The organism is Sporolactobacillus caesalpiniae (assembly GCF_040513385.1).
Classification (GTDB): Bacteria; Bacillota; Bacilli; order Bacillales; family Sporolactobacillaceae; genus Sporolactobacillus.
This window is the reverse complement of the sequence record NZ_JBEVCB010000001.1, coordinates 535,274-561,138: the sequence shown is the minus strand read 5'-3', so window position 1 is coordinate 561,138 and position 25,865 is coordinate 535,274. Positions and strand designations below refer to the sequence as shown.

Annotated in this window: 31 protein-coding genes and 1 pseudogene; 15 read left to right on the top strand and 17 right to left on the bottom strand. The window is 42.2% G+C overall.

The window, feature by feature from the left end:
- Nucleotides 1-27: 27 nt before the first annotated feature.
- Nucleotides 28-1,281, bottom strand: a complete 1,254-nt coding sequence (locus ABWW58_RS02795) for an MFS transporter (RefSeq protein WP_353867728.1) — start codon at nt 1,279-1,281, stop codon at nt 28-30.
- Nucleotides 1,282-1,367: 86 nt separating this feature from the next.
- Nucleotides 1,368-1,934, bottom strand: a complete 567-nt coding sequence (locus ABWW58_RS02790; protein WP_353867727.1) for an ArsR family transcriptional regulator — start codon at nt 1,932-1,934, stop codon at nt 1,368-1,370.
- 231 nt (nt 1,935-2,165) lie between these two features.
- Here ABWW58_RS02790 and ABWW58_RS02785 point away from each other — a divergent pair, with 231 nt between their 5' ends.
- Nucleotides 2,166-2,999 carry a hypothetical protein gene (locus tag ABWW58_RS02785; protein ID WP_353867726.1) on the top strand — a complete coding sequence of 278 codons (834 nt, stop codon included), beginning with the start codon at nt 2,166-2,168 and terminating at the stop codon, nt 2,997-2,999.
- Nucleotides 3,000-3,092: 93 nt separating this feature from the next.
- On the top strand, nt 3,093-3,773 hold the full coding sequence (locus ABWW58_RS02780) for a hypothetical protein (protein ID WP_353867725.1): 681 nt from the start codon (nt 3,093-3,095) through the stop codon (nt 3,771-3,773).
- 54 nt (nt 3,774-3,827) lie between these two features.
- Here ABWW58_RS02780 and ABWW58_RS02775 read toward each other — a convergent pair whose 3' ends face one another.
- Together ABWW58_RS02775 and ABWW58_RS02770 are read right to left on the bottom strand one after the other, a co-directional pair.
- A complete protein-coding gene (locus tag ABWW58_RS02775) occupies nt 3,828-4,133 on the bottom strand; it encodes a rhodanese-like domain-containing protein (RefSeq protein ID WP_093674796.1) in 306 nt (101 codons plus the stop codon).
- A gap of 20 nt (nt 4,134-4,153) precedes the next feature.
- Complete coding sequence (locus ABWW58_RS02770) at nt 4,154-5,431, bottom strand: MDR family MFS transporter (protein ID WP_353867724.1); 1,278 nt, start codon at nt 5,429-5,431, stop codon at nt 4,154-4,156.
- A gap of 197 nt (nt 5,432-5,628) precedes the next feature.
- On the opposite strand from ABWW58_RS02770, the gene ABWW58_RS02765 reads away from it, so the two are divergent.
- Nucleotides 5,629-6,498 carry a DMT family transporter gene (locus ABWW58_RS02765; RefSeq protein WP_353867723.1) on the top strand — a complete coding sequence of 290 codons (870 nt, stop codon included), beginning with the start codon at nt 5,629-5,631 and terminating at the stop codon, nt 6,496-6,498.
- A 22-nt stretch (nt 6,499-6,520) separates the two neighbouring features.
- Here ABWW58_RS02765 and ABWW58_RS02760 read toward each other — a convergent pair whose 3' ends face one another.
- Nucleotides 6,521-7,087 carry an NAD(P)H-dependent oxidoreductase gene (locus ABWW58_RS02760; protein WP_353867722.1) on the bottom strand — a complete coding sequence of 189 codons (567 nt, stop codon included), beginning with the start codon at nt 7,085-7,087 and terminating at the stop codon, nt 6,521-6,523.
- A gap of 459 nt (nt 7,088-7,546) precedes the next feature.
- On the opposite strand from ABWW58_RS02760, the pseudogene ABWW58_RS02755 reads away from it, so the two are divergent.
- Nucleotides 7,547-8,398, top strand: a pseudogene (locus ABWW58_RS02755) (nuclease-related domain-containing protein); the annotation flags it as partial.
- 176 nt (nt 8,399-8,574) lie between these two features.
- On the opposite strand, the gene ABWW58_RS02750 reads toward ABWW58_RS02755, so the two are convergent.
- Nucleotides 8,575-9,825, bottom strand: a complete 1,251-nt coding sequence (locus ABWW58_RS02750) for a L,D-transpeptidase family protein (protein WP_353867857.1) — start codon at nt 9,823-9,825, stop codon at nt 8,575-8,577.
- A 383-nt stretch (nt 9,826-10,208) separates the two neighbouring features.
- Between ABWW58_RS02750 and ABWW58_RS02745 the strand changes: the two genes are divergently transcribed.
- Entirely contained in the window at nt 10,209-10,511 is a 303-nt protein-coding gene (locus ABWW58_RS02745; protein WP_353867721.1) for an iron-sulfur cluster assembly accessory protein, read from the top strand.
- 45 nt (nt 10,512-10,556) lie between these two features.
- Here the strand turns inward: ABWW58_RS02745 and ABWW58_RS02740 are convergent, their stop codons facing one another.
- Genes ABWW58_RS02740 through ABWW58_RS02730 form a run of 3 tightly spaced genes read right to left on the bottom strand, consistent with a single transcriptional unit; the run spans nt 10,557 to nt 13,377 of the window.
- A complete protein-coding gene (locus ABWW58_RS02740) occupies nt 10,557-11,216 on the bottom strand; it encodes a DUF6320 domain-containing protein (protein WP_353867720.1) in 660 nt (219 codons plus the stop codon).
- The gene (locus ABWW58_RS02735; protein ID WP_353867719.1) at nt 11,194-12,486 is read right to left on the bottom strand and encodes a condensation domain-containing protein; all 1,293 of its coding nucleotides are present in this window, start codon (nt 12,484-12,486) and stop codon (nt 11,194-11,196) included. The genes ABWW58_RS02740 and ABWW58_RS02735 overlap by 23 nt, the downstream gene beginning before the upstream one ends.
- Nucleotides 12,487-13,377, bottom strand: coding sequence for an alpha/beta hydrolase (locus ABWW58_RS02730; RefSeq protein WP_353867718.1), 891 nt, complete (start codon nt 13,375-13,377; stop codon nt 12,487-12,489).
- Nucleotides 13,378-13,550: 173 nt separating this feature from the next.
- On the opposite strand from ABWW58_RS02730, the gene ABWW58_RS02725 reads away from it, so the two are divergent.
- Entirely contained in the window at nt 13,551-14,390 is an 840-nt protein-coding gene (locus tag ABWW58_RS02725) for an aldo/keto reductase (RefSeq protein WP_353867717.1), read from the top strand.
- A gap of 54 nt (nt 14,391-14,444) precedes the next feature.
- Here the strand turns inward: ABWW58_RS02725 and ABWW58_RS02720 are convergent, their stop codons facing one another.
- On the bottom strand, nt 14,445-14,750 hold the full coding sequence (locus ABWW58_RS02720) for a DUF6506 family protein (RefSeq protein WP_353867716.1): 306 nt from the start codon (nt 14,748-14,750) through the stop codon (nt 14,445-14,447).
- Nucleotides 14,751-15,164: 414 nt separating this feature from the next.
- On the opposite strand from ABWW58_RS02720, the gene comGC reads away from it, so the two are divergent.
- From comGC to ABWW58_RS02690, 6 genes are all read left to right on the top strand, one after another.
- Nucleotides 15,165-15,491, top strand: coding sequence for a competence type IV pilus major pilin ComGC (comGC, locus tag ABWW58_RS02715; RefSeq protein WP_353867715.1), 327 nt, complete (start codon nt 15,165-15,167; stop codon nt 15,489-15,491).
- Nucleotides 15,481-15,924, top strand: a complete 444-nt coding sequence (gene comGD, locus ABWW58_RS02710; RefSeq protein ID WP_353867714.1) for a competence type IV pilus minor pilin ComGD — start codon at nt 15,481-15,483, stop codon at nt 15,922-15,924. The genes comGC and comGD overlap by 11 nt, the downstream gene beginning before the upstream one ends.
- Nucleotides 15,905-16,234 carry a type II secretion system protein gene (locus ABWW58_RS02705; RefSeq protein WP_353867713.1) on the top strand — a complete coding sequence of 110 codons (330 nt, stop codon included), beginning with the start codon at nt 15,905-15,907 and terminating at the stop codon, nt 16,232-16,234. Before comGD ends, ABWW58_RS02705 begins: the two co-directional genes overlap by 20 nt.
- Nucleotides 16,231-16,683 (top strand): competence type IV pilus minor pilin ComGF, encoded by a 453-nt coding sequence (comGF, locus tag ABWW58_RS02700; protein ID WP_353867712.1) that lies wholly within the window; start codon nt 16,231-16,233, stop codon nt 16,681-16,683. The genes ABWW58_RS02705 and comGF overlap by 4 nt, the downstream gene beginning before the upstream one ends.
- Nucleotides 16,646-17,053: a competence type IV pilus minor pilin ComGG gene (gene comGG, locus ABWW58_RS02695; RefSeq protein ID WP_353867711.1), complete on the top strand. Its 408-nt coding sequence runs from the start codon at nt 16,646-16,648 to the stop codon at nt 17,051-17,053. The genes comGF and comGG overlap by 38 nt, the downstream gene beginning before the upstream one ends.
- Nucleotides 17,054-17,188: 135 nt before the next feature.
- Complete coding sequence (locus ABWW58_RS02690; protein WP_353867710.1) at nt 17,189-17,392, top strand: YqzE family protein; 204 nt, start codon at nt 17,189-17,191, stop codon at nt 17,390-17,392.
- A 30-nt stretch (nt 17,393-17,422) separates the two neighbouring features.
- Here the strand turns inward: ABWW58_RS02690 and ABWW58_RS02685 are convergent, their stop codons facing one another.
- The 3 genes from ABWW58_RS02685 to ABWW58_RS02675 all read right to left on the bottom strand — a co-directional run bounded on the left by ABWW58_RS02685 (nt 17,423) and on the right by ABWW58_RS02675 (nt 19,880).
- Nucleotides 17,423-18,151, bottom strand: coding sequence for a class I SAM-dependent methyltransferase (locus tag ABWW58_RS02685; protein WP_353867709.1), 729 nt, complete (start codon nt 18,149-18,151; stop codon nt 17,423-17,425).
- Nucleotides 18,152-18,225: 74 nt separating this feature from the next.
- Nucleotides 18,226-18,858, bottom strand: a complete 633-nt coding sequence (locus tag ABWW58_RS02680; RefSeq protein WP_353867708.1) for an MBL fold metallo-hydrolase — start codon at nt 18,856-18,858, stop codon at nt 18,226-18,228.
- A 47-nt stretch (nt 18,859-18,905) separates the two neighbouring features.
- On the bottom strand, nt 18,906-19,880 hold the full coding sequence (locus ABWW58_RS02675; RefSeq protein WP_353867707.1) for an ROK family glucokinase: 975 nt from the start codon (nt 19,878-19,880) through the stop codon (nt 18,906-18,908).
- A gap of 198 nt (nt 19,881-20,078) precedes the next feature.
- Between ABWW58_RS02675 and ABWW58_RS02670 the strand changes: the two genes are divergently transcribed.
- On the top strand, nt 20,079-20,927 hold the full coding sequence (locus ABWW58_RS02670; protein ID WP_353867706.1) for a hypothetical protein: 849 nt from the start codon (nt 20,079-20,081) through the stop codon (nt 20,925-20,927).
- Nucleotides 20,928-20,930: 3 nt separating this feature from the next.
- On the opposite strand, the gene ABWW58_RS02665 is transcribed toward ABWW58_RS02670, so the two are convergent.
- The 3 genes from ABWW58_RS02665 to rpmG all read right to left on the bottom strand — a co-directional run bounded on the left by ABWW58_RS02665 (nt 20,931) and on the right by rpmG (nt 21,986).
- Nucleotides 20,931-21,092, bottom strand: coding sequence for a hypothetical protein (locus tag ABWW58_RS02665; protein WP_353867705.1), 162 nt, complete (start codon nt 21,090-21,092; stop codon nt 20,931-20,933).
- Nucleotides 21,093-21,147: 55 nt separating this feature from the next.
- The gene (locus ABWW58_RS02660; RefSeq protein ID WP_353867704.1) at nt 21,148-21,729 is read right to left on the bottom strand and encodes a 5-formyltetrahydrofolate cyclo-ligase; all 582 of its coding nucleotides are present in this window, start codon (nt 21,727-21,729) and stop codon (nt 21,148-21,150) included.
- Between the two features lie 107 nt (nt 21,730-21,836).
- Nucleotides 21,837-21,986: a 50S ribosomal protein L33 gene (rpmG, locus tag ABWW58_RS02655; protein WP_093670127.1), complete on the bottom strand. Its 150-nt coding sequence runs from the start codon at nt 21,984-21,986 to the stop codon at nt 21,837-21,839.
- A 280-nt stretch (nt 21,987-22,266) separates the two neighbouring features.
- Here rpmG and ABWW58_RS02650 point away from each other — a divergent pair, with 280 nt between their 5' ends.
- Nucleotides 22,267-22,473, top strand: coding sequence for a hypothetical protein (locus ABWW58_RS02650; protein WP_093670125.1), 207 nt, complete (start codon nt 22,267-22,269; stop codon nt 22,471-22,473).
- A gap of 5 nt (nt 22,474-22,478) precedes the next feature.
- Nucleotides 22,479-23,015 carry a hypothetical protein gene (locus tag ABWW58_RS02645; protein ID WP_353867703.1) on the top strand — a complete coding sequence of 179 codons (537 nt, stop codon included), beginning with the start codon at nt 22,479-22,481 and terminating at the stop codon, nt 23,013-23,015.
- A gap of 151 nt (nt 23,016-23,166) precedes the next feature.
- Here ABWW58_RS02645 and ABWW58_RS02640 read toward each other — a convergent pair whose 3' ends face one another.
- The gene (locus ABWW58_RS02640) at nt 23,167-25,230 is read right to left on the bottom strand and encodes a peptidoglycan D,D-transpeptidase FtsI family protein (protein WP_353867702.1); all 2,064 of its coding nucleotides are present in this window, start codon (nt 25,228-25,230) and stop codon (nt 23,167-23,169) included.
- Nucleotides 25,231-25,865: the final 635 nt, after the last annotated feature.

Sequence of the window (25,865 nt, the reverse complement as noted above, 5' to 3'; positions counted from 1 at the left end):
ACGCATATTTGTTATTCTGCGCAACAATTAGTCAACCGTTTTTGATCTTGGCTCCTGTACATGAAGCAGATCTTTATAGCCTTTAGTGCGGATTAATCCTAAGGATACAGTCGCCATCAAAGCTCCGGCTATAACCGTTACTTGAATGACACCGATTGAGACAGAGAGCGCGCCACCAACAAGAAGACCAATGATTCCTCCGAAATAAGAGAACATTTGCAAAATACCTACCGCACGTCCTCTGAATTGGGCAGGGGTAACGACCAAGAATAGTGAACTGACAGGAATACTCAGACAGGAGTTGAGCAGTCCGATGCCGCTGATCCACACAAAAAGCGGTATCAATCCAAAACTCAGATAAGACGAATGAATAAAGAGAATGAGCGCCATCCACAGACCAAGTATGATCCCTGAAAAAATGATAAACTTTCCTGGGTGTATGCGTTTAATCAAAAAAGGACCAGCAAGTGAACCGACGATTGCGCCTATTCCAGCAACGGATTGAAGGAGTCCGTATTGGAATCCGGTCACATGGAAAACCTGAAGTTCGATTGAAACGGAAGTCGCATTGAATACACCGGCAGCAAGCATTAAGACGAAGACGATAAAAATTAAAAATCTCAAACTTTTTAACGAGGAAACCCGTTTTATGCCTTTAATCATTGCTGTTATGACCGATTCACGTCCCTTTGCATCAGGAATCTTACGTTCTTTTTGTGCATAACGCGAGGAAGCAAAGATAAATCCTACCGACACCAAAAAGGTCAACATATCGATCATCAATATTTGTCCGCTTTGGATGACCAATAGCAACACTCCAGCTATAGGTGGCCCGATTAAATCAGTAGCCTGACTTGTTCCTTGAGAAAGACCGATCGCATCAGGTAACTTTTGTTCGTTAACAAGTTCAGGTAAATAGGCTGTCTTTGCAGGACCGTAAAACGCAGCACCCGCTCCCTGAAGGAAAATTAAAATAATCAATGCCCAAGCAAAATTAAGAAAAAGGATCATAAAACCGACAATCAGCAATTGAAAACATTCACTACCGATCATAATCGCAAATTTCGGCATTCGATCCGCGATAGAACCCGCAAAAATGCCGATTAAGACCATCGGCAACATCTGTGCCAGTAAAATCATACTGATCATCATGGCACTGCGCGACTGCGTGCCGATATGATAGACCAACACGGTTATCGTAAGCGCGTTACCAAAACGAGTCGTCAGTGTTGAAAGCCAGAGCATGAGATAGCCTCTGTTTTGCAATAAAAGATCTTTCATACAAAACACTTCCCTATTATGATATGTAATGTTTTCACATATTAATTTTATTGTACGTTATGCAAAAAAAGAAGAAACTTACCAAATCAGTCTGATTCCGGATCAGTATGGAACATCGTCATACTCACATAGTAATTCTTCATGTCGTCAGTTGGTTTCCGTTGTCGCAGCTTTTCCATTTGCTCGTGAAGATCAATAATTTTGCTGGCTAATTCTTTTTTTTCTTCATTCGTTAAGGCAAGAGAAACAGATACTTGAATCAATTCCGGTTGAACCGCACTTGCCTTAGTCAGCTTTTCCCGCATTTCATCCAAGGCATCTAAAGCATTCTGCTTCATAATGCTATCAAGCTTAGAGGCATCCTCCCCATTAATTAACGATGCTACTTTTTGCAGGGAAAAACCTGCCGCAACCGGTAGATAGAATTTTTGTTGAATGCCGTTCTTTAGTTCTGTACGAACTACCTTTACAAGACCAACTCTTTCCAATTCGGTGAGATGGTAACGTACTTTGGAAGGTGACATTTGAAATTCGTCCGCCAGCATTTTTCCTGTTTTTTCTTTACCGCAAAATGACCATAAGATCTTAATCCTAAAGGGTTCGCTAAAAACCCTAAGTTGTTCCAAATCTTTAATGTAGTATATTTTTTCCATTAGCACGACACTCCACAATTATTTTGATTAAACATGCAAACTTTTTTGTACGTTTAATAATAACAATATAGTCCTTAACTGTTTTAGTGTAAAGTAAAAAAACTCATTTATACTAGTGGCTCCATGAATAATCTGCACATTTTCAAAAAGAAGTCGGTTCAGTACCCATTCGCACCTATGTTTTCAGGACAGCTGCTTAGGGAATAATAAGAAGAAGGGGGTTATGTCACCATGAAAAAACAAGTGATTATTACTCTGTTGTTTACAGCCTTGATCATTGCCGGATGTTCACAGAGCGCAGTAGAAAGCAGTAAACCTGCGGGTGATTCTTCCTCGAGTCAGACAGACAGTTCATCACCGAACACGAACAGCGAAGGATCAAGTACTCAAGATAAAATAAGTAACAGTTCAAATGAAAAAACAAACACCAATCAAACAACTGCAAAAACCGGGACCCTGCAGCAAACGCTCAAGGACATCCGAATCGTTCTAAAGGATAAGGGGCGGCTCCATCTCCCGCAACAAGTACCCGTTGAAAAAGGGAGATATATATCAGCAATTGTGAAAAAGCAGTCATCGGGATACTCAATCACATTTAAACAGACAAATACTCCGGTCGCTGTGAATGACAAGACACTTGCTCATGCAAAAACACTTGCAGTTGTTAACGCACAAAATTATGCGAGCCGTACAGAGGCTGCCGAGCAAATCTCTTACCATAAATTTGGGCCAACGGACGGCGCTGCTGTCGATCTGGGACACAACATTACGGGCTACGCAGATGCGGGTGCGGGCACAGCAGGGATTTCTTGGAATGAAGGACGTTGGACACTTGCAGTCTTATCACCAACAACAGACGCAGATAAAGGAAGGCAATTAGGCCGAGAGATCGTCGCCTATCTGGAACAGCATACCTTACCTATCCCTCATCAGTATGGAACCATTCAGGTCTATACCGATAATCGGCAAAGCATGGTCAGATGGCAGGATGGCGATACGATCTTTGAACTCACCGGTATCAATGATCCGCTTAGTCTGCTAAAAGTCGCTGTTTCGATTAAATAACCACGTTCGAACCTTTTGGTGACAAGCCCAAGTCTATCGTCTATAATTTTCTTATTCATATCTTGGTTGATAGTGCTAGGGGAGTCTGATTACGTGATCATTGATGAAGCAACAAAGTACAAGTTAGTCAAACTGAAACAAGAATTTGTGCAGGACAAGCCGCAATCGATGCTCGATCATATCCATATGTCGCCAAAAAGCAGAAGTCTTGTTGAAAAAGATAGTTTTGCGCTGTTAGTCGCTGTAATCGCCGATCAATCGGTGAAGTCGGAGCTTGCGTGGAATCTTCCCCATGAACTAAGTACGCGGATTGGGGCCAACCATCTGAACCCTGAATGGATCATCCAGAACACTGAGACAGTCCAAGAGGCGATCAAACAAAAGCCGGCACTTCATCGCTTTCCGAAAAAAATAGCCGACTATATCTTCTCTTTATCGTCAATCATTCATGAAAAATATCAATCAGCAGATCAGTTGCTGAATAGCTCACTGGAGTATCACACATTTGTGTCGGCGATCAAGGAAGTTTCAGGAATCAGCGATAAAAAAGCCAATTTCTTATTTCTGACCCTTGTGCTCGATTTTAATCATCCATTCATAAACAAGGAGCAAAGCGGCGTTCTTTTCGATTCACATTTAGAAAACTGGTTATCCAGGTATTTCAACAGGAAAATCAGCAAATCTGAGGCGAATCAAATCTGCAAAGAAGTCTCTCCAGACAATCCCGCATTGCTCTGCCCTTACCTATGGAATTTAGATCGAAAATCTAATTAGATTATCAAAAAAGAGGATCTCAAACGTCATTAAAATGACGATGAGGTCCTCCATTTATGAATACGTGATCGCTCCGGTCCATGCGAGCATTCCGCCGGTCATATTTTTCACTTGAAAGCCGCTCGCTGAAAGGATCTCTGCGGCAAACGCACTGCGGACTCCGGCATGGCAAACAAGGATGTGTTCCTTGGATTTGTCAATTCGCCTCAACTGGGATTGAATGCTGTTCACCGATATATTAACAGCACCTGGAATATGACCTTCTGCAAACTCATCAGGCTCACGGACATCAATAACACTGGCGACTTGCCCATTCAGACGCATCCTTTTCACTTCATCAGCAGAAACATCTTTGTACATCATCTATTCCTCCAATTGGTTTAATGATTTACTGTTTTTCCATCCATTTCTCTTGGCACACTTCTCATTGAAATTCGCCGATCAACATGTGGGAGAATCAGTGCGTAGAGAAGTGTGCCGGACAGTCCGATCGCGGTAATGATAATCGCCGTCGCAAGTGTCGACAAATATGTACCAATTGTGATTGTTAATGAAGCGATCAGCATGGCGAGATTGTATTTCAAGCCGTTAATCGCCATGTAGGTGCTTCTCGAATCTTCAGGCGGTATCGCCGCAGCATAGGATTGCTCGACCGGAACACGAAAGACTTCTCCAATTGTCAGGACGACCATAAATACGATCAGCATCCAAACAGTATTTGTATAAGCCAGCACACCGTAGCCAATCGAAAAAATCGCGCAGCTGCCGATCAATGCGGTCTTATCATTCAGACGCCGACTCACAGCTGAACTAAACAGCATCAGCACCGCAACAAGGATCGTGTTCTCACTGCGCAGGAAACCAAGCATCGTTAATCCGTTGACTTTCCAAAATAGTAGAGATTGCGTTGGCATTTCCGCGCTCAAACGAATGCCGATATAATTTGTCAATTGTAACTCCATCGAGAAAACAAGAACTCCGGCAATGACAAAAATGATAAAGAGGCGATCTTGAAAAACTCGTTGGTAGCTTGAGACAATATGTAACACATGTCTGTGTAACGACATTTGACCACTCTGTCGTTGGATGTGGCTCTCTTCTATAAAAAAAGCGACAAGAAAAACAACCCCAAGCTCGACAACACACAGTGCGATGAACAGTTCAAATAAATAGTGCTGGAACAGCAACGCACCCACTATCCCACCGATCGCAATCGACAAGTTGTTCGCCCAATACGTGATCGAATACATTAATTTTCGCTGTTCCGGTGTGCTGACATCAATCAGCATCGCGTCATTCGCCGGACCGGCGAGCCCCCAAGAGATGCTGTTGACGATCATCATTATAAATGTCAGCGTGGCTGATTCAAAAAAAGGCGAGTTACTTATCATCATTACAACAAATGCGGCAAATCGCGCACACTCCGCATAGAGCATAACTTTTTTTCGACCAAATTGATCTGACAAATAGCCACCAAGAAATGATATCGTGATTCCAATAAAAATGTTAATCAACAGCAAGAAACCTGTCGTCTTAGCACCGAAGTGAGCAGCTAAGTAAATGGTCATAAATGGAAAAATCATGCCGCCGACAAAGCGGCTCGTGAACGTCTCAATAATTCTTATTTTAATATTTTTGTGAAAGTCTCTAAATCTCAAATTATGCCTCTTTCTTCTCAGATGTAACGTCTGCAGATGAATGATTTTTATAACGCGCATGTCAGAGCAATCAGTATACCATTGATCTGCATTCTTGGTAACAAAAAAACAAATGACAAACCTGCGACATATGATAGTATGGGATTATGCCTCTTTTGTGTAAACCTCATGAGTTGGAGTGATTTTTTCTGGAATCTATGAAACCGAACTACGTGTATCTCATTCTCTTTTTTGCCGCATTTGCGCTTTCCGTATCGGCGATTTTTGTTAAGCTTTCTGATGCTCCGTCAACAATTATTGCGGGCTATCGTATGCTTTTCTCAACAATTGTTCTCTTGCCTTTTCTTCTTTTTAATAAACCAAACCGCACAGCGTTAGTTTTATTGTCCCGAAAACAATGGTTTCTTGGAATTCTTTCCGGTTTTTTTCTCGCTGCACACTACGCATTGTGGTTCGAGTCTCTGCGCTTTACCTCCGTCGCAAGCTCTACCGTGCTCGTCACGTTGCAGCCTTTATTTGCCTTTGTCGGCGGTTATTTTCTTTTCGGGGAAAAGTTAACCCGCCGGGCGTTATTCGGCGGGCTTTTAGCGATCACAGGTAGTGTAATCATTGGTTGGCAAGACTTTCAAGTAAGCGGTGGCGCTCTTTTTGGTGACTTACTCGCGTTTATTGCTGCCGGGTTGATTACCGGATACTTTTTTCTCGGGCAAGGTCTTCGCAAAAAGCTGCCACTCATTCCCTATGCGATCATCGGCTATGGCAGCAGCGCTTTCTTTCTCCTTGCCTTTTCTGTAATTAGCGGATTCTCGCTCACTGACTACTCTGCAATTAATTGGTTATGGTTCCTATGTCTAGCGCTCATTTCTACCATACTCGGGCAGACGGTTTTCAATTGGCTGCTTAAGTGGCTGAGCACGTCAACACTATCCATGAGCATCGTCGGCGAACCGGTTGGGACCTGCATTCTCGCCTACTTCATTTTGGGACAAGGGGTCACCTTACAGCAAATCCTTGGCATCTCAACCATACTCTTAGGTATTACAATCTTTTTAACGAAAAAGAAGTAAATACTCTAATCCGTTTGTCTCATTAGCGGTCAAAAATTGTATTTAAGTGTTTTATCAACTCATCCGCATAGGCTGGTGCATCCGGATTTTTGATGACGTCATGGAAAGAAATACTTGGCAATTTTGTTAGGCCGATAAAATTTTGCGTATCGTGAAACGCGGAGAGCACATCATCGACAGATCGACCATTAAAAAATGAGTCGGCATTGCCGAACACTTCCTTCGGCGCGTTCCATGTCGTAGACACCGTATAGCGTTTCCCTTTAAACAAGCCGCCTCTGCCATATTCAGGTGCGCTTGAATAGAACGTACCATAGTTATAGACATCTTCAATGTACCTTTTAAGTACAGCAGGCGCGGCAAACCAGTAAATCGGAAACTGAAAAAGGATAAAGTCTGCCTGCTTCCACTTATTTTCCTCATCTCTTACCTCATATCCGTCTGCCACGCTCGTTGTCAGTATATCAAATCCTTTGTCCTTCAAGTAACCAGCTGCAGTGTCTGATAGAAACGTGTTCAAATCACCTTTTGCAACGTAATCGTAGCGAGTATCCTTACCATTAATGATCAACACCGTTTTTTGTTCCATATAAATCCTCCTGAATTCCACTATTCTTCACTGAAGTATTCTCTACTTTATCTGTCGTTTCCTTCTTAAAATTTTTGGGCGCACCGATCATTTCGCTTGTTCACAAAGCTGTACCTTTTCTTATCAAAAATAAATAGGAGTATGACCGCAAATTGTGGAATCTATAAGAAAACTTGGGCATGCCAAGCCTCCGGCGAAGGCAAAATCTTAGTTGCATCAGCCAGGAGGGGGCAGTGGCTTTGACGTTGCTCACAGGAAATGAACGCCATTAGTCAAAGATCCTTACTCTGCTGATTTATAAACCAATAAAAATGAGGTGGGCCAATGTACCGAAAGCCAATTGAATCTCCCTTCCATATCAACCAGCTTCACGCCTGTCTCAACAGGATTTCAGCACAAGCAGTTATCTGAAAAGAAGTCAATAGTCGTTATAAACGATCCCTTTTTGGGTTCAAAGGAGAACAATCATTGACTTTTTTTCTTGATTATCTCTCAGAAGAGTTTATTATTTTTCACAATTTACGGCTGTCTGATAAAATTCATCATTTTCAAATCGATTGGCTAGCCATGTGCCCCCGATTTTTCCTAATTATTGAGATCAAAAATATAATTGGGAAACTAACATTTGACCATAACCTGTGGCAACTGATCAGAGAATGCGATGGAAAAATTGATGTGTTCGATGATCCCTTGATTCAGGCAAATAAGTTACAGGAACAGTTAATGAAATGGTTTAATGATCATGCCGACTTATCAAAATTTCCTGCTGAGAACCGCGTAGTTATTACTTCTTCTGCTCAGCTTCAAATTCTAAATTCAGAAGATCCTTTAATGAAAAACCTCACGAGAACCTCTGCTTTTGGAACCGCAATAAAAAAAATAAACCAAAACCATACACATGACTACATTAATCAGGACGATCTTCAAGCAATTGCAGATCAGCTCATGGATAATCACGCCCCGCTCATTCTCGATTTATTTTCTTCGTTTAAAAATCTGAAACGGACAGATATCATCAAAGGTGTTCAATGTCCAAAATGTCGCACTTTTTATATGAAACGTATACATCGCAGCTGGCATTGCTTTTCATGCGATCATTCATCAAAAGAGGCTCATATTCCAGCGCTTCGAGATTATTATCTTATCTTCGGGTCCAAAATCACAAATAAGCAATGCAGATTATTTCTATTGATCGACTCTGCTGACACGTGCAGAAGAATTCTCCAATCTGTATCTCTGTCTTACAGTGGAAAAAACAGAGGCCGAGTTTACCATCTGTCACACGAACTGTTAACGATTAGACTGACATGATTATTTCTTTCTGAACGCTGATTCTTTCGCCTGAACGCTGATTCTTTCGCCTGAACGCTGATTCTTTCGCCTGAACGCTGATTCATCCTGTTTGGCTGTAGCCAACAGGATGAATCGCAGAATCAAAAAGCACCCAACCGATTTTATGGGTGCTTTCAATCAATTTTTCTATTCTTCTAGTAAATAACCACCGGTTCGTTTTGTTCAAGATTATCATAAACGGTTTTCATTACAGATGGAGGCGTATTCACACAGCCGCCTGACCCTTGTGTTAAGTACGCATCCTTTTTCCAATTTCTCCTCCAGCTGGCATCATGGAAGCCGCAGCCGCTCATAGTGAACGGTGCCCAATAGTTAACTTTCACGGAATAGTGGGCATTGCCGGCTTCGCTTCCTTCCAACGTAGATGGAGATTCTTTGTACATCACGTACCAGAGGCCTTTTGGTGTATCCTCATTTGTGTCATGGCGGCCGGTGACGACATCTGTAGAAATGACGAGTTTACCATTTTTATAGATCCATATCTTTTGTTCGGCAATAGATACTTCTGCGTAACTCGTTCCAATTCCGTTGTTTGTCGTGTTGTGATAGCCAATGCCGTAGGTACTGTACCCGACACCATACACATTATAAGCTTTCAAAGATTCTTTGCCGGTTTCCAATGCTTTTTTGATGCGTGCTGTTTCTTTGCTGACGTTCAGCGCCCATCCATAGGACTGCCCCTGAATAGAAAGTGTTCTCCCCGAATGCGTCTTAAAATTGAACTTTTTATTTAACGTTGACTGATTTTTATTAATTTCAGCGACTTTGTTTTTTAATTCACTAGAATCGACTGTGATCTTCATATTAGCTGACACGTTTGCTTTTTTAATCAATTCACTCGCTTTAAAGTTATAGCTTTTGTCCTGAACCTTATAGCTCACCTGTCGAGTCATGAGTTTTTTCAACGCGCTTGTTTCATCTTTTACCGTTTTACTGTCTGCCTTAATTGGAATGAGCAGTTGAACCGGTAAATGAATCTCACTATTGTACTCTTGCTTATCATAGGCACGCATGAGTTTTTTCACATCATATTGTTTGCCGGCTTCACTTTTAGATACCTTCAGATCACCATTTTCTATGTAGGCATAGGCATCTTTTGGCGCTTTTAATTTTTTATTTAACTGGTTTAGTCGGGCTTCCAGCTGTTTCTTTAATGTGTCTGATCGATAATTGTCGTTCGTCGCTGGATTGAGCGCATAATTCCTCGTCTTGAATGATGGCCACCATGTCCGTTGTTTGTTAAATACTTGATTTATAGACTTAAGATCCCGCTGCGAGAATTTCGCCACGGTGTTTTTACCATTGATAATCTGCTCATTTCCAATAAAAACATCGTTTTTTAGAACCTGTGCGGTTAACTTCTTCAATGCCTCTTCAGGCTTCATATGACCCACCTTAATCCCGTTAATCGCTACATTCGCGTTAAAATGTGTCGCCTGATAGTAGCTCATAATTCCAAAAACTAATGCCGCGATAATCACGACACTGCTGCTTATAATAATTACATTACGCTTCTGAATAATCGCTCACCTCAAAAAGTATCGATTTATTAATTAACGTTCCATGTTATGTGTTCGTTTCACAGGATATTCGTTATCTATAAGATATATGAGTGAACGCAATTTAACAAGAATTTATTAATAGAGATAATTCTGACAAACGGTCGTCATTTTAGATCCTATTGAACTAAAGGTTTTGCGCGACTTATTCCTTACCAATATGGCATAATAGGACAGGTGTTAGTGAAGAAAAGAGAGGCGAATCGATAATGAAGTGCAAAATCAACCGAAATGCGGCAAAAGTAATGAAAACAATGCTTGAAAATGAGGATGCGGAGGGACAAATGCTGCGGGTGATCGTGACTGAAAATCATGGCGATCATGCTCACTACGCATTGACCTATGGGATACCGACTGAGCACGATGAAATTGTTACTACAGACAAAGGAATCGACGTCCTTTTGGATAAACGTGAAACGCTCCTTGATGGGGTTTGGATCCAATTCTTTTATGTCCCTGAACCAGGATTTGAAATCATTAATCCCTCAAAAGGAGATCACAACCATTTCTAAAGAGATGGTCATACAAATCCGGTCCATTGTTCATCAATACATTCCCTATACATGAAAATTCTTCGCCATCTCCCGCAACACATTCTTTCCTTCAAACAAAATGAGTGCGGAGAGCGACAGCACACTTAGAGAAATACAAATAACAGATGGAATGATGAAGCCAACTTGCCCGGTTAAATAGAGGATAAGCGGTACAATTCCGAATAAAATGTCGGTAATAAAATAGACGATGTAATCCTCGGCCGGCATTTTTGTGACCTTAGCAATAATCGCAAGTGAAATCATCGCAACACTGCAGCCGATAGGAATTACATAATTCAGCGACCATCCTCGCCAATCGGTAATCCAGTCCCATCCGATGCTTAATAGGGATAGAATAAAGACCTGAGCAGTAATATTATTTGGGATATTGCCTTTTTTTTGCAATGCATAGATTAAGCTGATCCAAAAGCACGCAATTCCCACAACGACAAACAGAGACCAATAACCGCTATCAGGAAGTATAAGGTTGACGGCAACGCATAGGACGCCAATCATAATGGTCGAGAAAATCAGCAGTTTAAAAAACAACTCGTATTGTCTGTAAATTGTGGGAACAAAAGGATAAAGCTCTTCCTCATCAGTCCCTGAAAGTCTGTTTTGGCACAATGGGCAATTTGTGTCTTTTCCACGGATGCTTACTTTACATTTTTCGCAATACTTCATGCTTAGGTCCTCCTTCCTTTACGTCACCGGTTGGACTCGCTGTGATCTCAACCTCAGCGCCAAGACTCGTTAAGGTTCGGAAAAATCGTCTCTGAATCTCCGAACTGACAAAGGGTGATGAAAAACTGATACTCAGGCGATCTTGAAAGGAGCACATGCATACTTGAAGTTGATTGCTCCCGTAACAAATGTCGAATGATCGAATAAAAGATTCCAACTCCTGCGGCATGGAAACAATGCCAAGGTTTGAAAAACCAGCCGTTTTCCTGCGTGCTGCGTAGTGATAAGCCACTTTTAATGCAGGATCTTTAATGATAAGCGGTGTGATACGTGCAAAAATATTATGCTCCACCGCCGAATACGTTTCAATCACCTGAGTAAGTTTCTCTTTGGATAACCCAGCGCGCAAATCATCACTGATCATCTTCACAACATCCTCAAACGTTCCGTCATGGTGCCAGTAATCGTATCCGATTAACAAGACACTGAAAAAATTTCGTGCTGAAGCGGAAGGAAAATGGCTGCGCAGATTAACAGGAATGTCGAGGACAATCGGCCTTTTCTTTGTCCGTTCGTGAACTGTTTCGCTAATGGCGTTCATCAAGCAGGCGGCAAGAAAAACAGTAAGTGTCGTGTGATGGCGGTGTGCCGAATCGAGCAATGGTTGAATTTTGATCAAACCGGTCATAATTTTTAACCGGTCTTCAGGGTATTTGTGACCGCGTAGACGACAAGCAAACGTGCGTCTTGCTTGTTTCTTTCTTGAAGAGCCGCGATAATATTTACGAAAACTATCATCACTCATCTGCATTGCTGAAGCGTCAAAATCCAAATTGGGTTCCGCGATGTGATGGTATTGAGACAGATACTTGGTCATCAGCGTCCGAAGAAAATGCATCGCTCCTGTACCGTCCGCAAGCACATGATAAACCTCCAGATTGACCCGATTTTTAAAGTAGCTTACATCGAAAAGCAGATTTTTACTGCTTTTCCTGTATAGTGCCGCACAGGGCTGCGTGTTTTCCTCATGAACAACCGGCTTCCTATCTGTACTTTCAAGATAATACCAAAAGAAGCCGCGTTTCAATACAGACTGATAGACATGAAAAATTTGAATGGTCTGATCAAGCGCGTTCTGCAAAATCACCGGATCAATTTTTTCGTACAATTCGCAGGAGATTCGGAATACCTGCGTGTCCGCTTTTTGTGCGGCGGCCGGGAAAATAAGCGCCGCATTGTCCAGACTGCTCCAATTATGATCCGTGTTCATTCACTCCTTAAGAAATATGTTGATCAATTGATAACACTGCTTCACTTGAGCGGCTTGCAGTGAAAAAGAAAAAAAACCGTGCAGAGCCTCTTTTATTCGATAAACGGCAACATCATTGCCAAATTTTTTTAACTTCTCTCCATAAGCTTCGCCTTCGTCCCGAAGCGGATCCAACTCAGCGGTAATTATTAACGTCTTCGGCTGACCTTCCAGATGATCAGATAACAGCGGTGCGAAATACGGGCTGTTCCGATCTTCTTTATTCTGGACATACAGATCTTGATAATCCTGTATCTTTTTGGATGTCAGTAAATAATCCGTTCCATTTGTTGTAATGGAACGAAACGGAGATGCCTCACTATGGTCATTATAGGTAGACGGATACAGCAATATTTGCTTCTCCACCTGAAACTCCCCTCGATCAACCGCCATGAGACTAACCGCCGCAGCGAGCGACGCTCCGGCACTGTCCCCCATCAGAACGACCTTTTCACCAGATGATTCAAGCAGCTTGTCGTATAAGAAAAGTTCTCGAGCAGCTTGATAACAATCCTCAACAGCGTAAGGAAACGGGTACTCAGGCGCGCGGCGGTAATCCACCGAGAGCACCCGCCGACCTGTCCTTTTTGCAATATGAGCACAAATTTTCGTATAGCTGTCTATCGTTCCGCTCACCCATCCGCCGCCATGAAAAAACAGGATCACATCCTCGATCTGAGATACTTTGGGGGCAAAGAGTCTAATTGGTAAATTATAGCCATCAATCATTATTTTATGATCCCACATTTTAAATCGTGGTTTAAACGATACATGCAAAAGATTATTAATCATCCGGTCAATCCGGTAATATTTTTTCACATTAATCTCTGCACGAGAGATCATTTTCAGCATAGCACGTATCATTGGATTGATTGCGATCCGAAACAGCACCTTTCAAATGCTTAGATATTGTCATTGTATCATCCAGCCCGTTCGTTTGATAGGAAGTCTTCAAATAAGCGCTTTGTTAGACTAGGTAAATTGAGGATGCTAAACTATAAATAATGAAGGAGGAGAAGGATTTAATGACAACTATTCCACAAAAAATACTTAATGATGGATTGCTGTTGCCTGCTGTTGGGTTCGGTACATACAAACTGAACGGCGCATCAGGCATTAACACCATTTTAAGCGCGATTGACACAGGCTATCGATTGCTTGATTCAGCTTTCAATTACGAAAATGAAGGCGCACTTGGTGAAGCTGTACGGCGCAGCTCCGTTCCACGTGAAGAATTGATCATTACCTCCAAATTGCCCGGACGTCATCATAACTATGAGGAAGCAATAACGACAATCCAAGAATCCCTTTTTCGAGCAGGTTTGGACTATTACGATCTGTATCTGATCCATTGGCCGAACCCAAGCAAGGATTTATATGTGGAAGCATGGCAGGCATTAATTGATGCACAGAAATGGGGCTTGATTCGATCAATCGGCGTCTGCAACTTCCTGCCGGAGCACTTGGACCGCCTGATTAACGAAACCGGAGTTACTCCGAGCGTCAATCAAGTAGAACTGCATCCCTACTTTTCACAGGAACAGCAACGAGCTTACGACAAGGAGCATGGTATTGTTACCGAATCTTGGAGCCCATTGGGACGTGCAAATAAACTGCTTCAAGACTCAACCATTAAGGCAATTGCGGAAGCACATGAAAAATCCATACCTCAGATTATCTTGAGATGGCATGTACAGCTCGGTGCAGTACCATTACCAAAATCCTCTTCGCCATCTAGGCAACTCGAAAACCTTTCTTTATTTGACTTCACACTCAGTGATGAAGAAATGCAAACCATTGGCAAACTAAGCCATCCGGATGGGCGGACCTTTGATCAAGATCCCGCACGCTACGAAGAATTTTAATGAAAGAAAAAAAACGACCGATTGAGCTTTATGCTCGTTCAGTCGTTTTTTATATCAACTGAAAACTTCATCACCGCTCTTAAATCCAAGTCCGGGATGGTGATCAAATCGAACCACACCAACGGATGCCTTCCCCTTTACAGCAGCGGCAACCCTGCCGATACCTTCATTGCCAAATCCGCCGCAAAGTTCAATCGCCTGAACTCCAGTATCCGCTAGCTCAACCGCTGCTTTTACCGCTTCATCATACGTTTTTACACCGACAACGTTCAGTTTGATAACAGGCGTATCAACCTGCGCTCGCGCTTTGGCAGTGTCAATTTCCGGACCGATAAAAATAAATGCCGCCTTAACTTCCATGATTCGTCCCATCCTTTCATGAAAGACTCATTTAATAAAGTAAGTATAGCATATATGTAACCGTTTCCAAAATGACGTTATCCTCATACAGAAGATTTTGAACAAACGTTTTGTATTTCGTCACACTTTTTTGGTCCTGAAAAAAAGGACTATGTCGAATGATGCAGAATGTATTATTTATTGTCTCTTTTTCCGCCACTAGTAAACCTTCACAAGGGAGGTGGTGCACAGCCAAGTTCCGTATCTCTGTCTCAATTTTACCATCCATCGTTCAATCTCCAAGTTTGTTGTTCTTTTTAATTCCCGGCTTTCATTCCCCACGTAACATGTATCAGCACAGAAACGCTTTAAACTAAACCCTTTTCCTTGATTCCGGACACCTGTTAATCACCCCATTACAAAGGAGTTCTTCGAATGCATAAAACGCTACGCAAGTTGATTTTCGCCTCTGAACGCGGATTTACTCTAATCGAAATGATGATCGTTTTGTTCATTATCAGTATCCTGCTTCTCATCGCTGTACCAAACATGACTAAATCGAACACAGTTGTTATGGGCAAAAGCACCGAAGCGACCGTCAAGCTTGTCCAGAGTCAAGTCGCTGCCTATCAGATGGATAACAACGGAGCACTTCCGGAGAGCCTAGAGGATCTTAAACCTGCCTATGTGAACAGTATTACAACCTCAGATGGGAAAACCTTAAGTTATGACAAAGACACCGGTGAAGTAAGTGCACCATAAGAATAACGGTGCAGGTGGATTCACTTTGCTTGAAGTGCTAATTACCTTGTCGATTGCGTGTATTATCGCCCCGCTTTCATTTCTCGCCGTATCCCATTTAGCCGATGAAATCACGATCCGGCACTTTGTCGAGGATCTTAATGAGACAGTCCGTGACGCGCAAATGGAGGCGATCACTCAAGCACAGCTTGCGCGCATTGTTTTCAACAATCCCGAGCACTTTTATTATGTGTCCATCAATAATCGGATCGAGAGAACAGAAATCAATAAGCGTATCCTCATCTACGGCGGTCAGGAAAATGTAATCTCTATTAATCAACTGGGACATTTCTCCCGTATCACCACATTCACCATTTCACTTGATAAGATTCGATATAAATTTGTCTTGCTTCTTGGACAAGGAAGGTGTTACTTTGAAAAAATTTCGGGATGATCGCGGGATTTTTCTCACCGAGGCAATGGTCGCAATATCGATACTCACTCTGTTAATGCTCGTTGCAATGCCCATACTCATGCAGACCTACCGCGAACGACAGATGTTAAAACAGAAAAATGAAGCACTGAGTTTGCTTCGCTATCACCTGTTGTCTTGGAAAACCGAGTCGCCTCTATTATCTGAACCAGCGACACGAACCCCCTTCCAAATTGAATGGATTGAACGAGACGATCATTCGGCCTATCTCAGCGTAGCTTGGGAATATGGAGGACGCGTGCATCAATTATTCGGGGAAGCAAGAAAATGAACGATCAAAACGGCTTTACTCTATTATCCATGATGCTCGCGCTCTCAACACTGCTCGTCATTATCAGCCTCATTGTATCAATTACGCAGTTCATGACTCACCGATTTCAACCACGTCTAGACACGCAAAAAGAGACACAGATTTTTTTCACTCAAACGGCTACAGAAATTCATCTCTCCCACTCTGTCTCCAGTTCAAGTGATCAACAAACATTAACCTTAAAAAAAGGTACAGATTTCGTCAGCTATTCCTTTGAATCGCCCGGTCGAATCGTTCGCAAAGTGAATGGAGACGGTTATGAAATTGTATTGCAGCAGGTTAAAAAGGTAACTTTTCAAACAAACGGTGAATTCGTATCTATTCGCGTGACGGATAAAGCAGATCGCGCTTATTATTGGGATGATTTTCTCTATGTTAAGGATGATGCCGGTGATTCACAACAACACTAATCAAAAAGGATTCATTCTTCCACTTACCATGATTCTGTCCCTCATGCTGCTCGCCTTTGTTTTTCACGCGCTTCTCCTGTTAACTAGTGATCGCCAATTTTTTCGGCAATCCTATTCCCGATTTCAGCTTCAACAATTACGCGAGTGCACCCTCACTGATCTAAAACGGGAAATGAAGCAAAAAACGCTGCCCAATAAAGGAACGTTCCTCTATCATAAAGGAACAGTTCAATTTATTGTCACAGAAAATGTTGATTCGGTAACAATAAAATTCACAATATTAGGTGGTGAAAGTCAGGAAATTGATCAGATCATCTATTCGAAAGAAAGCGGAAAGCCAATAAACTGGCTTGAGCGGTTAAATCGTTGATAAAATAACTTAAAGTGAGAACTATTGTCTTCCACATTGCGATGATTGTTGGTGGTGGTGAATACTGCTTGCTTCTGAATCAATACCGAGTGGATTGGGCAAACTGTTGTTAAAAACGCGAAGGAGATCATCGACATGAAGTCTGATGAATACGTGCGTTTCTTAACCGAACAGTTTGTACGCTATATGGAAACCCCGCGTGAGGAACGAAAAAAAGTGCGGCTGCAGCAAAAAGAAAATCGTCCACCAATCCGAAATCTGCTCTTCGGACAAATTCCGGATGCAATTGAAAGCTATACGTCAACTATCCGCGAACGAATTAAAAAGCATAAAAAATAAACCCGGCTTTTCGACTGCCGGGTTTATTTTCTATTTATTCACGTCAGGTTTAGTCATCGTGAATACGCGATAAGTCAACACATTTTGGTACGCTTGCATGGTTTGTAGGTGGTCTAGCCACACTTCAAGCGCTTCCTCATCAATCTGACTCGTTAAATTGTAGGTAGGTAAGATATCCTTAGATTGCTTCAGCAACTTATTTGCATGAAGTGCCTCTACATTGATGAATCCGGCGCTTTTCCAAATAGTCAGCCACTCAGTTTCAGTATGAACATCATCTACACCATACACGGATTCAATGGCACGTTTATTTTCTTCATCAAGAGGTTTCTCAATCGTCATCTCAACGGCTGCGAGTGATCCGCCTGGTCGCAAAACTCTAAAATACTCGGGAACCGAATAAGAAACATCTGTAAATGCGGTTACGGATTCCGAGATCAGGTAATCAAAACGGTTCGTTTGAAAGGGCAACTGTTCAGCAGATGCCTGAATAATCTTAGGCGATAGCCGACTCTCTTTAGCACGTGCCTGCGCTCGTTCAACCATCACCGGGTGCAAATCAATGCCCGTTACATTAGCCTGAACTTTTTCAGAAAGGAAGACCGCGGTTGCCCCTGTTCCGCACCCTACGTCCAAAATATCACTTTTCTGTCGCATTGAAAGCCGGTCAACAATTGCCTCTGTGAGACCATGTCCCCCAGGATGTGCGTTATCTACCGCCAATTTAGCCAGAAAGTCAATATAACGATGTTTCTTCACTCCCCGCACGTCCCTTCGCTGTTCATCACTGTATCTTATGACAAACGACCAGTTACGTGCGCCGTGAATTTAATCTATATCAAGAATGGATTAGTATCAGCCTCTGCACCAATCGTTGTTTGCGGGCCATGACCGGGACAGACAATCGTATCACCTGGAAGCGTCAACAATTGGTCATGTATGCTCGTCAGTAATTGCTCCTGATCGCCGCCATACTGGTCGGTTCGTCCAACGCTGCCATGAAAGAGCGCATCTCCGCAAAAGACCGTACGTTCATCGTCAAAATAGAATGAAACGCCGCCAGGCGAATGTCCGGGTGTGTGCAAAACTAAACATGAAAAAGATCCAAGCAGCAATTTATCATGATCCGAAAGCATATGTTCCGCTTTTCGAGCAACAACCGGCTCGATCATTGAGAAATGTGCCGAACCATTTTTCATCGGATTCTGTAACCAATCTGACTCTTCCGAATGCAGATAGACAGGAATAGCCCATTGATCACGTGCTTTATCTAGGGCGCCAATATGATCAAAGTGGGCATGCGTCAACAGGATAGCAATGGGATGAAACTTTTCACGATCAATGATCGCTTTAATTTTTTCAAACGCTTCTCCAGGATCAATAATCAGACATTCACCGGTTGTTTGATCATGCAACAGGTAACAATTCGCTTGAATAGGGCCAACAGGACACGTGATCCATTCCATTCAATCCGCTCCTCTGTTCCATTTAGTTCACAGCAAGTTTACTAGTTTCAGCTAATCGTAGTCTGATTGACTTTCTGCATGCAGAGCCACGCCGCGCCAATCACACCGGCGTCATTGCCTAACTTGGCAATGTCAATCGTACATGCCTCAAACACTCTTGGCAAAGAAAATTGTTTAAAATACTTAGTCAGCGGGTCAATCAGCGTATCACCTGCATGAGACACGCCGCCGCCAATAACGATTTTTTCAGGATTAATGGTTACGGCCAGCGCGCCGAGCGCAAAGCCAAGGTAATAAGCGGCCTTTTCAGCCACTGTGGACGATAACGGATCTTTTTTCGCCGCACAATTAAAGACATCCTCAGCAGTGATATCTCCTTTATTTTCAAAGAGATCGCGTAGAATACTCACCGAATCATTATAATCGAGAGCGTCTAAAGCCATTCGTCGAATCCCGGTCGCTGAAGAGACAGTCTCAAGGCATCCCGTCTTTCCGCAATTACAGGCAGCACCATCATTAGGTATGACCGTAATATGACCAATTTCTCCTGCCATGCCGCTGACACCATGCAGGATCTCACCGTCGCAGATGATACCTCCGCCCACACCGGTTCCAAGTGTTACACAAATTAAATTCTTTGCGCCAAGACCGGCACCAAGCCACATTTCGCCGAGCGCTGCCACATTCGCGTCATTATCAAGAACAACAGGCAGGCCAATCAATGATTCCAGTTCATCCTTAAACGGATAATCTTTCCAACCAATATTAACCGCCTGATAGATAAAACCGGTATCCATATTAATAAATCCCGGAGCCCCTACTCCGATCCCTCTTACTGTCGAACGTTCCAGATTAAACTGCTGCATCTTTTTTAATATGCTGGAACTGATTTCAGACGCGATATGCTTACCGTTATCAATCGTATTCGTGACAATAGCCCACTTATCGATCATTTTTCCTTCATCATCAATAAGAGCCATTTTAATTGTCGTTCCGCCTAGATCTACACCAATATTAATCATTAAATTCCACCGCCTATTAGAGTAAGTTCATCACTTCATTTTCGCTCAATTATCGCTGTTTGAAAATAGCAACTTGTTAACGTTTATAGAAATAAAGACGAATTAAATTTTGTGGCAGACTAGAAAAGCTTGCCGTCATGATTTGTCCGTCGCAAGAATAGGATAGAGTATCGAGTCTTGTCCGGAGGTTGTCCGTTTATGCGCACAAAAAAAGTCCAAGTTCTCACCTTACTCATTGCGGCAGTCACTGTTTTCACCCTGTTTATCTTTCCACACCTGTTGATGGATCGTCCAACCATCACTTATTTTCCTGAAAACCCGCGCATCCGCTATGTAAAGGCTGAAACAACCCTGAGTATTCGGCCTGAGGACCAAATTATGCGCTTACACGTCTCGTCTCAGACAAACGAAATGAATGATCTGATGCAAGATTTTTCTTTATTGTACCGTAATAATCGTCTGGTTTCCATCCTTAATCGCTGGCAAAAAAACACGAGCCAACTGTCTTCGTTCAAAGAACTGGAACTGTCATCCGGCTTTTATACTGCCTTATCCGTTCATCAGGCTGAACGTCATATTGATCAATCCATTTACGGAAAAGAACAGCTCTCACAAGATTTTCTCATGGTTGTTCCATCAAACGGTTCCTTTCGCGCATTTCGCGAACCAAAATCGACAGTTGAGGCAAATCTATTGAGCAGCTACACACGTGAATTAGATGCCGACAGGCAAGAATTGTTACGCAAAGCCGCCAAACGCTATGGATTTCGACTGTCTGATTATCGCGTCGTCCCTCTGGACGCACTGACCGGTGAATCGGTCTCCCGCATTTTCCCTTTTGAAGAAAAAAAGTCAGAACGAATCACCGGTCAACTATGGGAAGGTATATATAAAAATTATGTACGCGGCATTCAGCTGACTCAAGGTCAACATGTACAAGCACTTGGCAGTACAATGCCGCTCCTGCTCATTGCCCAGGATCACATGCTGATTATTATTGAAACGGCAGCGCACCAAATCGTTCTGCTCAGACAAAACTTTTCATAGTGCTTAGGGTGATTGATCAGGCGGATTTTCCTTCAGCCGTCGAAACATGATCAAGTGTCCCAGAATCAAAGTAACAAGTTCAAGAAGTACACGTCGTCGTTTCATCAGAAAGCATGTTGTCAGCAACAGTAGTATCGTCTCGATAATCGCATTCCTTTTCGCCACAGTAAGTCCCCCACTCTCAGTTATTACTGCTTAGTGTGGCTTAGTGGCTCTGCTTTCATTCTGCACCTTCACTTGCTTTAAAACACCGTTGTTCTGTGATCAGCCAATCCACGTGCTGATCATGTGCTTCAACCGGTATCTCATGGATCAGTTGATTTTCAAGCAGCAATGAAATGGTTGTTCCCTCGTAATGAGTCAAGAAGCGGTCATAATAACCGCCACCATACCCAATCCGAAAACCCCGCTCATCAAAAACGACTCCGGGAACAATGAGCAGATCAAGCATGTCCGGTTTGACTTCCTGAGTCTTTAGTATATTCGGTTCCATTAATTCGTAAAATCCGGATTCAAGCTGGCTAAAACTCTCCAATTCATAAAAAGAAAGGCTATGATTTTGCGGGTTGCATTTTGGTACGGCGACATGTTTCTGCTCTGTCCAAGCTTTGGTTATAATCGCCATTGTCTCCACTTCCCGCCCAACCGACAAGGTAACCCCAATCGTAAGCGCCTCACGCCATAACGCGGTCGCAAATAATTGATTTCTAATTTTCTTGCATTTTTCTGTAAACACATATTCATCTGTTTTTTCCATTTCATGGAGTATTTGGTTGCGTAATTTTCTTTTTTCTAAGCTCATTCTATCCTCCATACTTGAAATGATGATGAATTTACTAATTATGGTGTCATATAAAAAGCCGCCAAAAACCCAATAGAGGTCTTTCGCGGCTCTTTATTCAGGTCAACTTACTTTGTTTCGCGATAAGTCACATATTTTCTCAGTTTCGGGCTGTATTTTCTCAGCTCAAGACGTTCTGGGTTCTTTTGTTTGTTCTTAGACGTGATGTAATCGCGATCACCGGTTTCAGTATTTTCCAAAATAACCTTAACTCGCATATCTATCCCTCCATTACCTTATAATCAGCGTGTTCGAAAACATACACTTTATCTTAACAAAAAAAGTTGAATGCTTCAACCTTTATTCAATTTAACTTTTTATTCACGTATAGCCGCTCTTCTTATTTTCCCCCAATTTTTGCTATTTATTTTACATTCTTCTTTCTTTTTCGCCATATTTCTTCCGTAACCATAGGAGATATGTTATAAATAATTATGGTGATTGTCATGTGATCGTTACATCGCATGAACCTCAGACAATGGTGAGGGGGGTAATGAATTGGGGTTTGTCATCTTGATACTCATAATTGTTGGGTTGACCACGCTTGCTGTCTCTTACTATAAGCAGGATAGCATTAAGCAAGTAGAAGGTCAGCTTGAGGAAAATTCCATAACAATGATGCAAGAATTGTACAAGGTTAAGAAAAAAATCCGTGTGCTCGAAGAAGAAATTATGCTCGAGGACCAAGATCATACTAAAGGGTGAACGCAGTGACAAAAAATGAACTACGCGGGTTCGCCGCAGGTATTTTGCTGACATGTGCCGTTTTCGCTTTCTTTTATTATTTGATTTTCAATCAAGGAGAGCAGAAACCTGCCAAGAATGTAGTTAAGCAAACGCCTTTGACAGAAGCGACCGTTACTCAATATCTTACCGGCCATCACCGTAAAGCGATTGATCTGGACGCCTATAACCAATGGCAGAATGACACAAAGAAAGCAACGGAACAAGCCGGTAAAGAAAAGGCAACAACGGACAATGACAGCAAGAAGAAAGAAAAAGCTCCGGAAAAATCAACGAAGAAAACAACGTACAAGCTGCATATTAAGAGCGGCATGACTCCGGGAGATATTTCGAGCGAACTTGTGAGCGCTAAGATTCTTAAATCGAGCCAAAAGCACAGTTTCGATTCATATCTTCAAAAAAATAAGCTGGAAAAATACGTTCAGCTCGGAACATTCAGCGTCTCGAGCGATATGTCCATTCCAAAGCTCGCTCAGGTCATTACGAAAAACCACAGTAATTAACTAATTGAAGAGACATCAAAAGGCAGGTTGATCATTTATGGATTCAACCTGCCTTTTTGCGTTGATTTGTGAAAATGAATGATCAGTTACATAAAGGGGGATAACTCTGATGTTCAGCTCAGAATTATCCCCCATTTTATTCATGCAACGATTATTTACTCGTGTAGTGATAATACTTGTCATACTCCTTATACATCTCAAGAGCAATTTGCTGGTTCTGATGCCCCGTTCGTACTTTGGGAACAACAACAGAAATAGCAACTTGCGGATCGTCATAAGGTGCATAGGAAACGAGCGTTTCATTGTAAAGACTCAAATCCTTCTCATCGATCTGCGCAGTACCTGTTTTAGCAGCTACTTTATATTTCTGGCCCTGCTCCCTGAATACACTTCCCGTCCCTCTTGCGCCATGTGTCACAAGGTACAATCCATGCTGCACTCGTGCAAGATCATGCTTGCTATTACCAATGATGCCCAATACTTTCGGTTCAAATTGATAAACCGTATTTCCTAGATTCTCTCCGTCACTTTTCGGTTCGTGAACAGATTCAAGTAAATGCGGTTGCATTCTGTATCCACCGTTAGCGATCGTCGAAATGTATTGAGCCATTTCCAGCGGAGTATACGTGTCAAACTGACCGATTGCATACTGGTGAATGACCCCGGGAGTATCAGGCATACCACCGTTATATCCCGTTCCTTCTGTCGGAAGATCAATCCCAGTCTTGACACCAAGTCCGAATTGGCTGTATCCGTTTCGTAAATCATTAATCGCCTTAATAAATTTAGGATTCGTTACATAAGGAGTTCTAGCGATGTACTCCCCCCCAGACGGGATCAAAGAAATTCCTGCCATGTTAGAAACGATCTTCGCCATAAAAACATTAGATGAAAATTGCAATGCCGTTTCAGGTGTTAATGTACCTAAACCGCTGACTTCCCATGATTTGAAATATTTTTTTGTTCCTCGATAGTTGATTTGCATATCATGAAATTGAGAAGGCACCGCATTATGCTGAAACCCGATCAATTCCGTTGCGCCTTTAACCGCAGATCCCATTTCAAATTGTGAGGTAATCGAGTCACTGGATACATCCGTGAACTTGCCATTTTCGTATTTCTTTCCGCCAATTGCCAGAATGGCTCCTGTTTTGGGATTCATCATCACTGCGTAGGCGCTGTTATTCTGTCCATTTCCCTCTGAACGCGCGGACAATATATTCTGTTCCAATACCTGGTCAAGCTTCTTTTGCAACCTGATATCAACAGTCAGCTGCAAGTCGTCTCCGCGTGTTCCATCCTTTACTGTTGGATTTCCAACGGGAAGTCCTTTTTCCGTATCATAAGTAAGAGTCATTGGAACCCCGCGTAAATAGGACTCATATTGATCCTCAAGATAACTGATTCCCACATCAGTGTTGCGGCTATATCCCTGCGCGAGATACCCTGTAATTTTATCTTCAGGGATCGGTCCCATTTTTCCAACGTAGAACGGTTTATTTTTAATGTATGTTCGTGAAGAAACATCTGCGGTTTGAATAGCCCCGTTAAAATCGCTTAGATGATCAACGACGTTAATGTATTCCTTATCGCTGACCTTCAATCCTCTCTTAATAATATAAGGGCTCAAATTAGACGCTTGATTAAACGCATGCTGGATCGCCATGATTTGCACATCTTTTTTTGAATAACCCTTTAGTTCTGATTTTGGTACTCGAGATAAAAGCAACTTGTAGGCCTTGCTCTGCTTCTTTGCATATTTTTTCTGTTCAGCTGGGCTTAGATATTTATCGTAGGCACTACTCAATTTCTTGAATTTTGTCAGAATGTAGTATTCGCGTTTATCATGATCAGAGACCTTTTTAATCACATCAGCATCAACAGTTAAAAAGTTGGCTAATTTCCGAGCGTACCCCAAGCTCTCTTGTGCACTGATTCCCGCATTTCGAATAAAGACAATAGCGAGCTCGGCTTTATTATCCGCGAGCGTGACATGGTTCGTATCGACAATTCGCCCACGTGCCGACTCAATACGCGCAGACTGCGTTTTGCTTGCATTCGCAAGTCCTTTATAATAATCGCCCTTGACAATTTGGACATAGCCAAGCCGTAAAATCAGCCCGGCGAACGCTAAAAACACAACAAGAAAAAGTATATTCAGCCTTAGCGGCAGATTGTTCTTTTTTCTTTTATTCTTTGCTGTTTCCTGGACCACTTTTTCCCCTCCTAGGCGCAGTTCATCAATTAATTCTATCTATTTATTCGTGCTTCTCCCGCAGTTTAAGAACAATCAACAATAATCTATTGATAATAATTCACTGAACACATTTTACTCAATAAGCCTATCCTCATTTTAAAGTTGCTTTGATCTTCTGTCAAAAATCATTCGCAATGCAAAATCTGCGCAAAATGCTTTGCTATTCTTTGCTTTTCGTTGACGATCAGAAAATAATAAAACACCCGGAAATGCCTTTAAATGGCTACTTCCGGGTGTTTGCGTATGGGTATTGATTATGTATCAACGGAGGAAGAGGGATTCATACTCCATTGGAAAAAGGTGATAAGGTCAAGGGTTTTCGGCATTCCTGATAGCCTGTGCGCAGAATTTGCGCAAAATGATATGGGTTTAGATGCCTCTATCATTCATTTTTACAATTATAGGTACAATAGACTGCTTTCATTAAATTTTTTTTATGTTCCATTTTTCAACCTACTTAAATATTTGGATGCAATTTATTATGAAACCTGCATTTCCAAACTTTTATACCATTGAGCATGCCTGAATCCTTTAATATCAAGAGATTCAGACGTTTTTTGAAATGCTCCCTGATTTAATGTTTTACGATTAAT

Coding starts and splice junctions, on each gene's coding strand:
- ABWW58_RS02740 (WP_353867720.1), bottom strand. CDS start 11,216: ATGAAGTATTGCGAAAAATGTAAAGTAAGCATCCGTGGAAAAGACACA.
- ABWW58_RS02790 (WP_353867727.1), bottom strand. CDS start 1,934: ATGGAAAAAATATACTACATTAAAGATTTGGAACAACTTAGGGTTTTT.
- ABWW58_RS02795 (WP_353867728.1), bottom strand. CDS start 1,281: ATGAAAGATCTTTTATTGCAAAACAGAGGCTATCTCATGCTCTGGCTT.
- ABWW58_RS02785 (WP_353867726.1), top strand. CDS start 2,166: ATGAAAAAACAAGTGATTATTACTCTGTTGTTTACAGCCTTGATCATT.
- ABWW58_RS02725 (WP_353867717.1), top strand. CDS start 13,551: ATGACAACTATTCCACAAAAAATACTTAATGATGGATTGCTGTTGCCT.
- ABWW58_RS02720 (WP_353867716.1), bottom strand. CDS start 14,750: ATGGAAGTTAAGGCGGCATTTATTTTTATCGGTCCGGAAATTGACACT.
- ABWW58_RS02750 (WP_353867857.1), bottom strand. CDS start 9,825: ATGAAGCCTGAAGAGGCATTGAAGAAGTTAACCGCACAGGTTCTAAAA.
- ABWW58_RS02765 (WP_353867723.1), top strand. CDS start 5,629: ATGAAACCGAACTACGTGTATCTCATTCTCTTTTTTGCCGCATTTGCG.
- comGC (WP_353867715.1), top strand. CDS start 15,165: ATGCATAAAACGCTACGCAAGTTGATTTTCGCCTCTGAACGCGGATTT.
- ABWW58_RS02670 (WP_353867706.1), top strand. CDS start 20,079: ATGCGCACAAAAAAAGTCCAAGTTCTCACCTTACTCATTGCGGCAGTC.
- ABWW58_RS02690 (WP_353867710.1), top strand. CDS start 17,189: ATGAAGTCTGATGAATACGTGCGTTTCTTAACCGAACAGTTTGTACGC.
- ABWW58_RS02760 (WP_353867722.1), bottom strand. CDS start 7,087: ATGGAACAAAAAACGGTGTTGATCATTAATGGTAAGGATACTCGCTAC.
- ABWW58_RS02735 (WP_353867719.1), bottom strand. CDS start 12,486: ATGAACACGGATCATAATTGGAGCAGTCTGGACAATGCGGCGCTTATT.
- ABWW58_RS02660 (WP_353867704.1), bottom strand. CDS start 21,729: ATGAGCTTAGAAAAAAGAAAATTACGCAACCAAATACTCCATGAAATG.
- ABWW58_RS02745 (WP_353867721.1), top strand. CDS start 10,209: ATGAAGTGCAAAATCAACCGAAATGCGGCAAAAGTAATGAAAACAATG.
- ABWW58_RS02680 (WP_353867708.1), bottom strand. CDS start 18,858: ATGGAATGGATCACGTGTCCTGTTGGCCCTATTCAAGCGAATTGTTAC.
- ABWW58_RS02775 (WP_093674796.1), bottom strand. CDS start 4,133: ATGTACAAAGATGTTTCTGCTGATGAAGTGAAAAGGATGCGTCTGAAT.
- comGG (WP_353867711.1), top strand. CDS start 16,646: ATGTTAAGGATGATGCCGGTGATTCACAACAACACTAATCAAAAAGGA.
- ABWW58_RS02675 (WP_353867707.1), bottom strand. CDS start 19,880: ATGATTAATATTGGTGTAGATCTAGGCGGAACGACAATTAAAATGGCT.
- rpmG (WP_093670127.1), bottom strand. CDS start 21,986: ATGCGAGTTAAGGTTATTTTGGAAAATACTGAAACCGGTGATCGCGAT.
- ABWW58_RS02730 (WP_353867718.1), bottom strand. CDS start 13,377: ATGCTGAAAATGATCTCTCGTGCAGAGATTAATGTGAAAAAATATTAC.
- comGF (WP_353867712.1), top strand. CDS start 16,231: ATGAACGATCAAAACGGCTTTACTCTATTATCCATGATGCTCGCGCTC.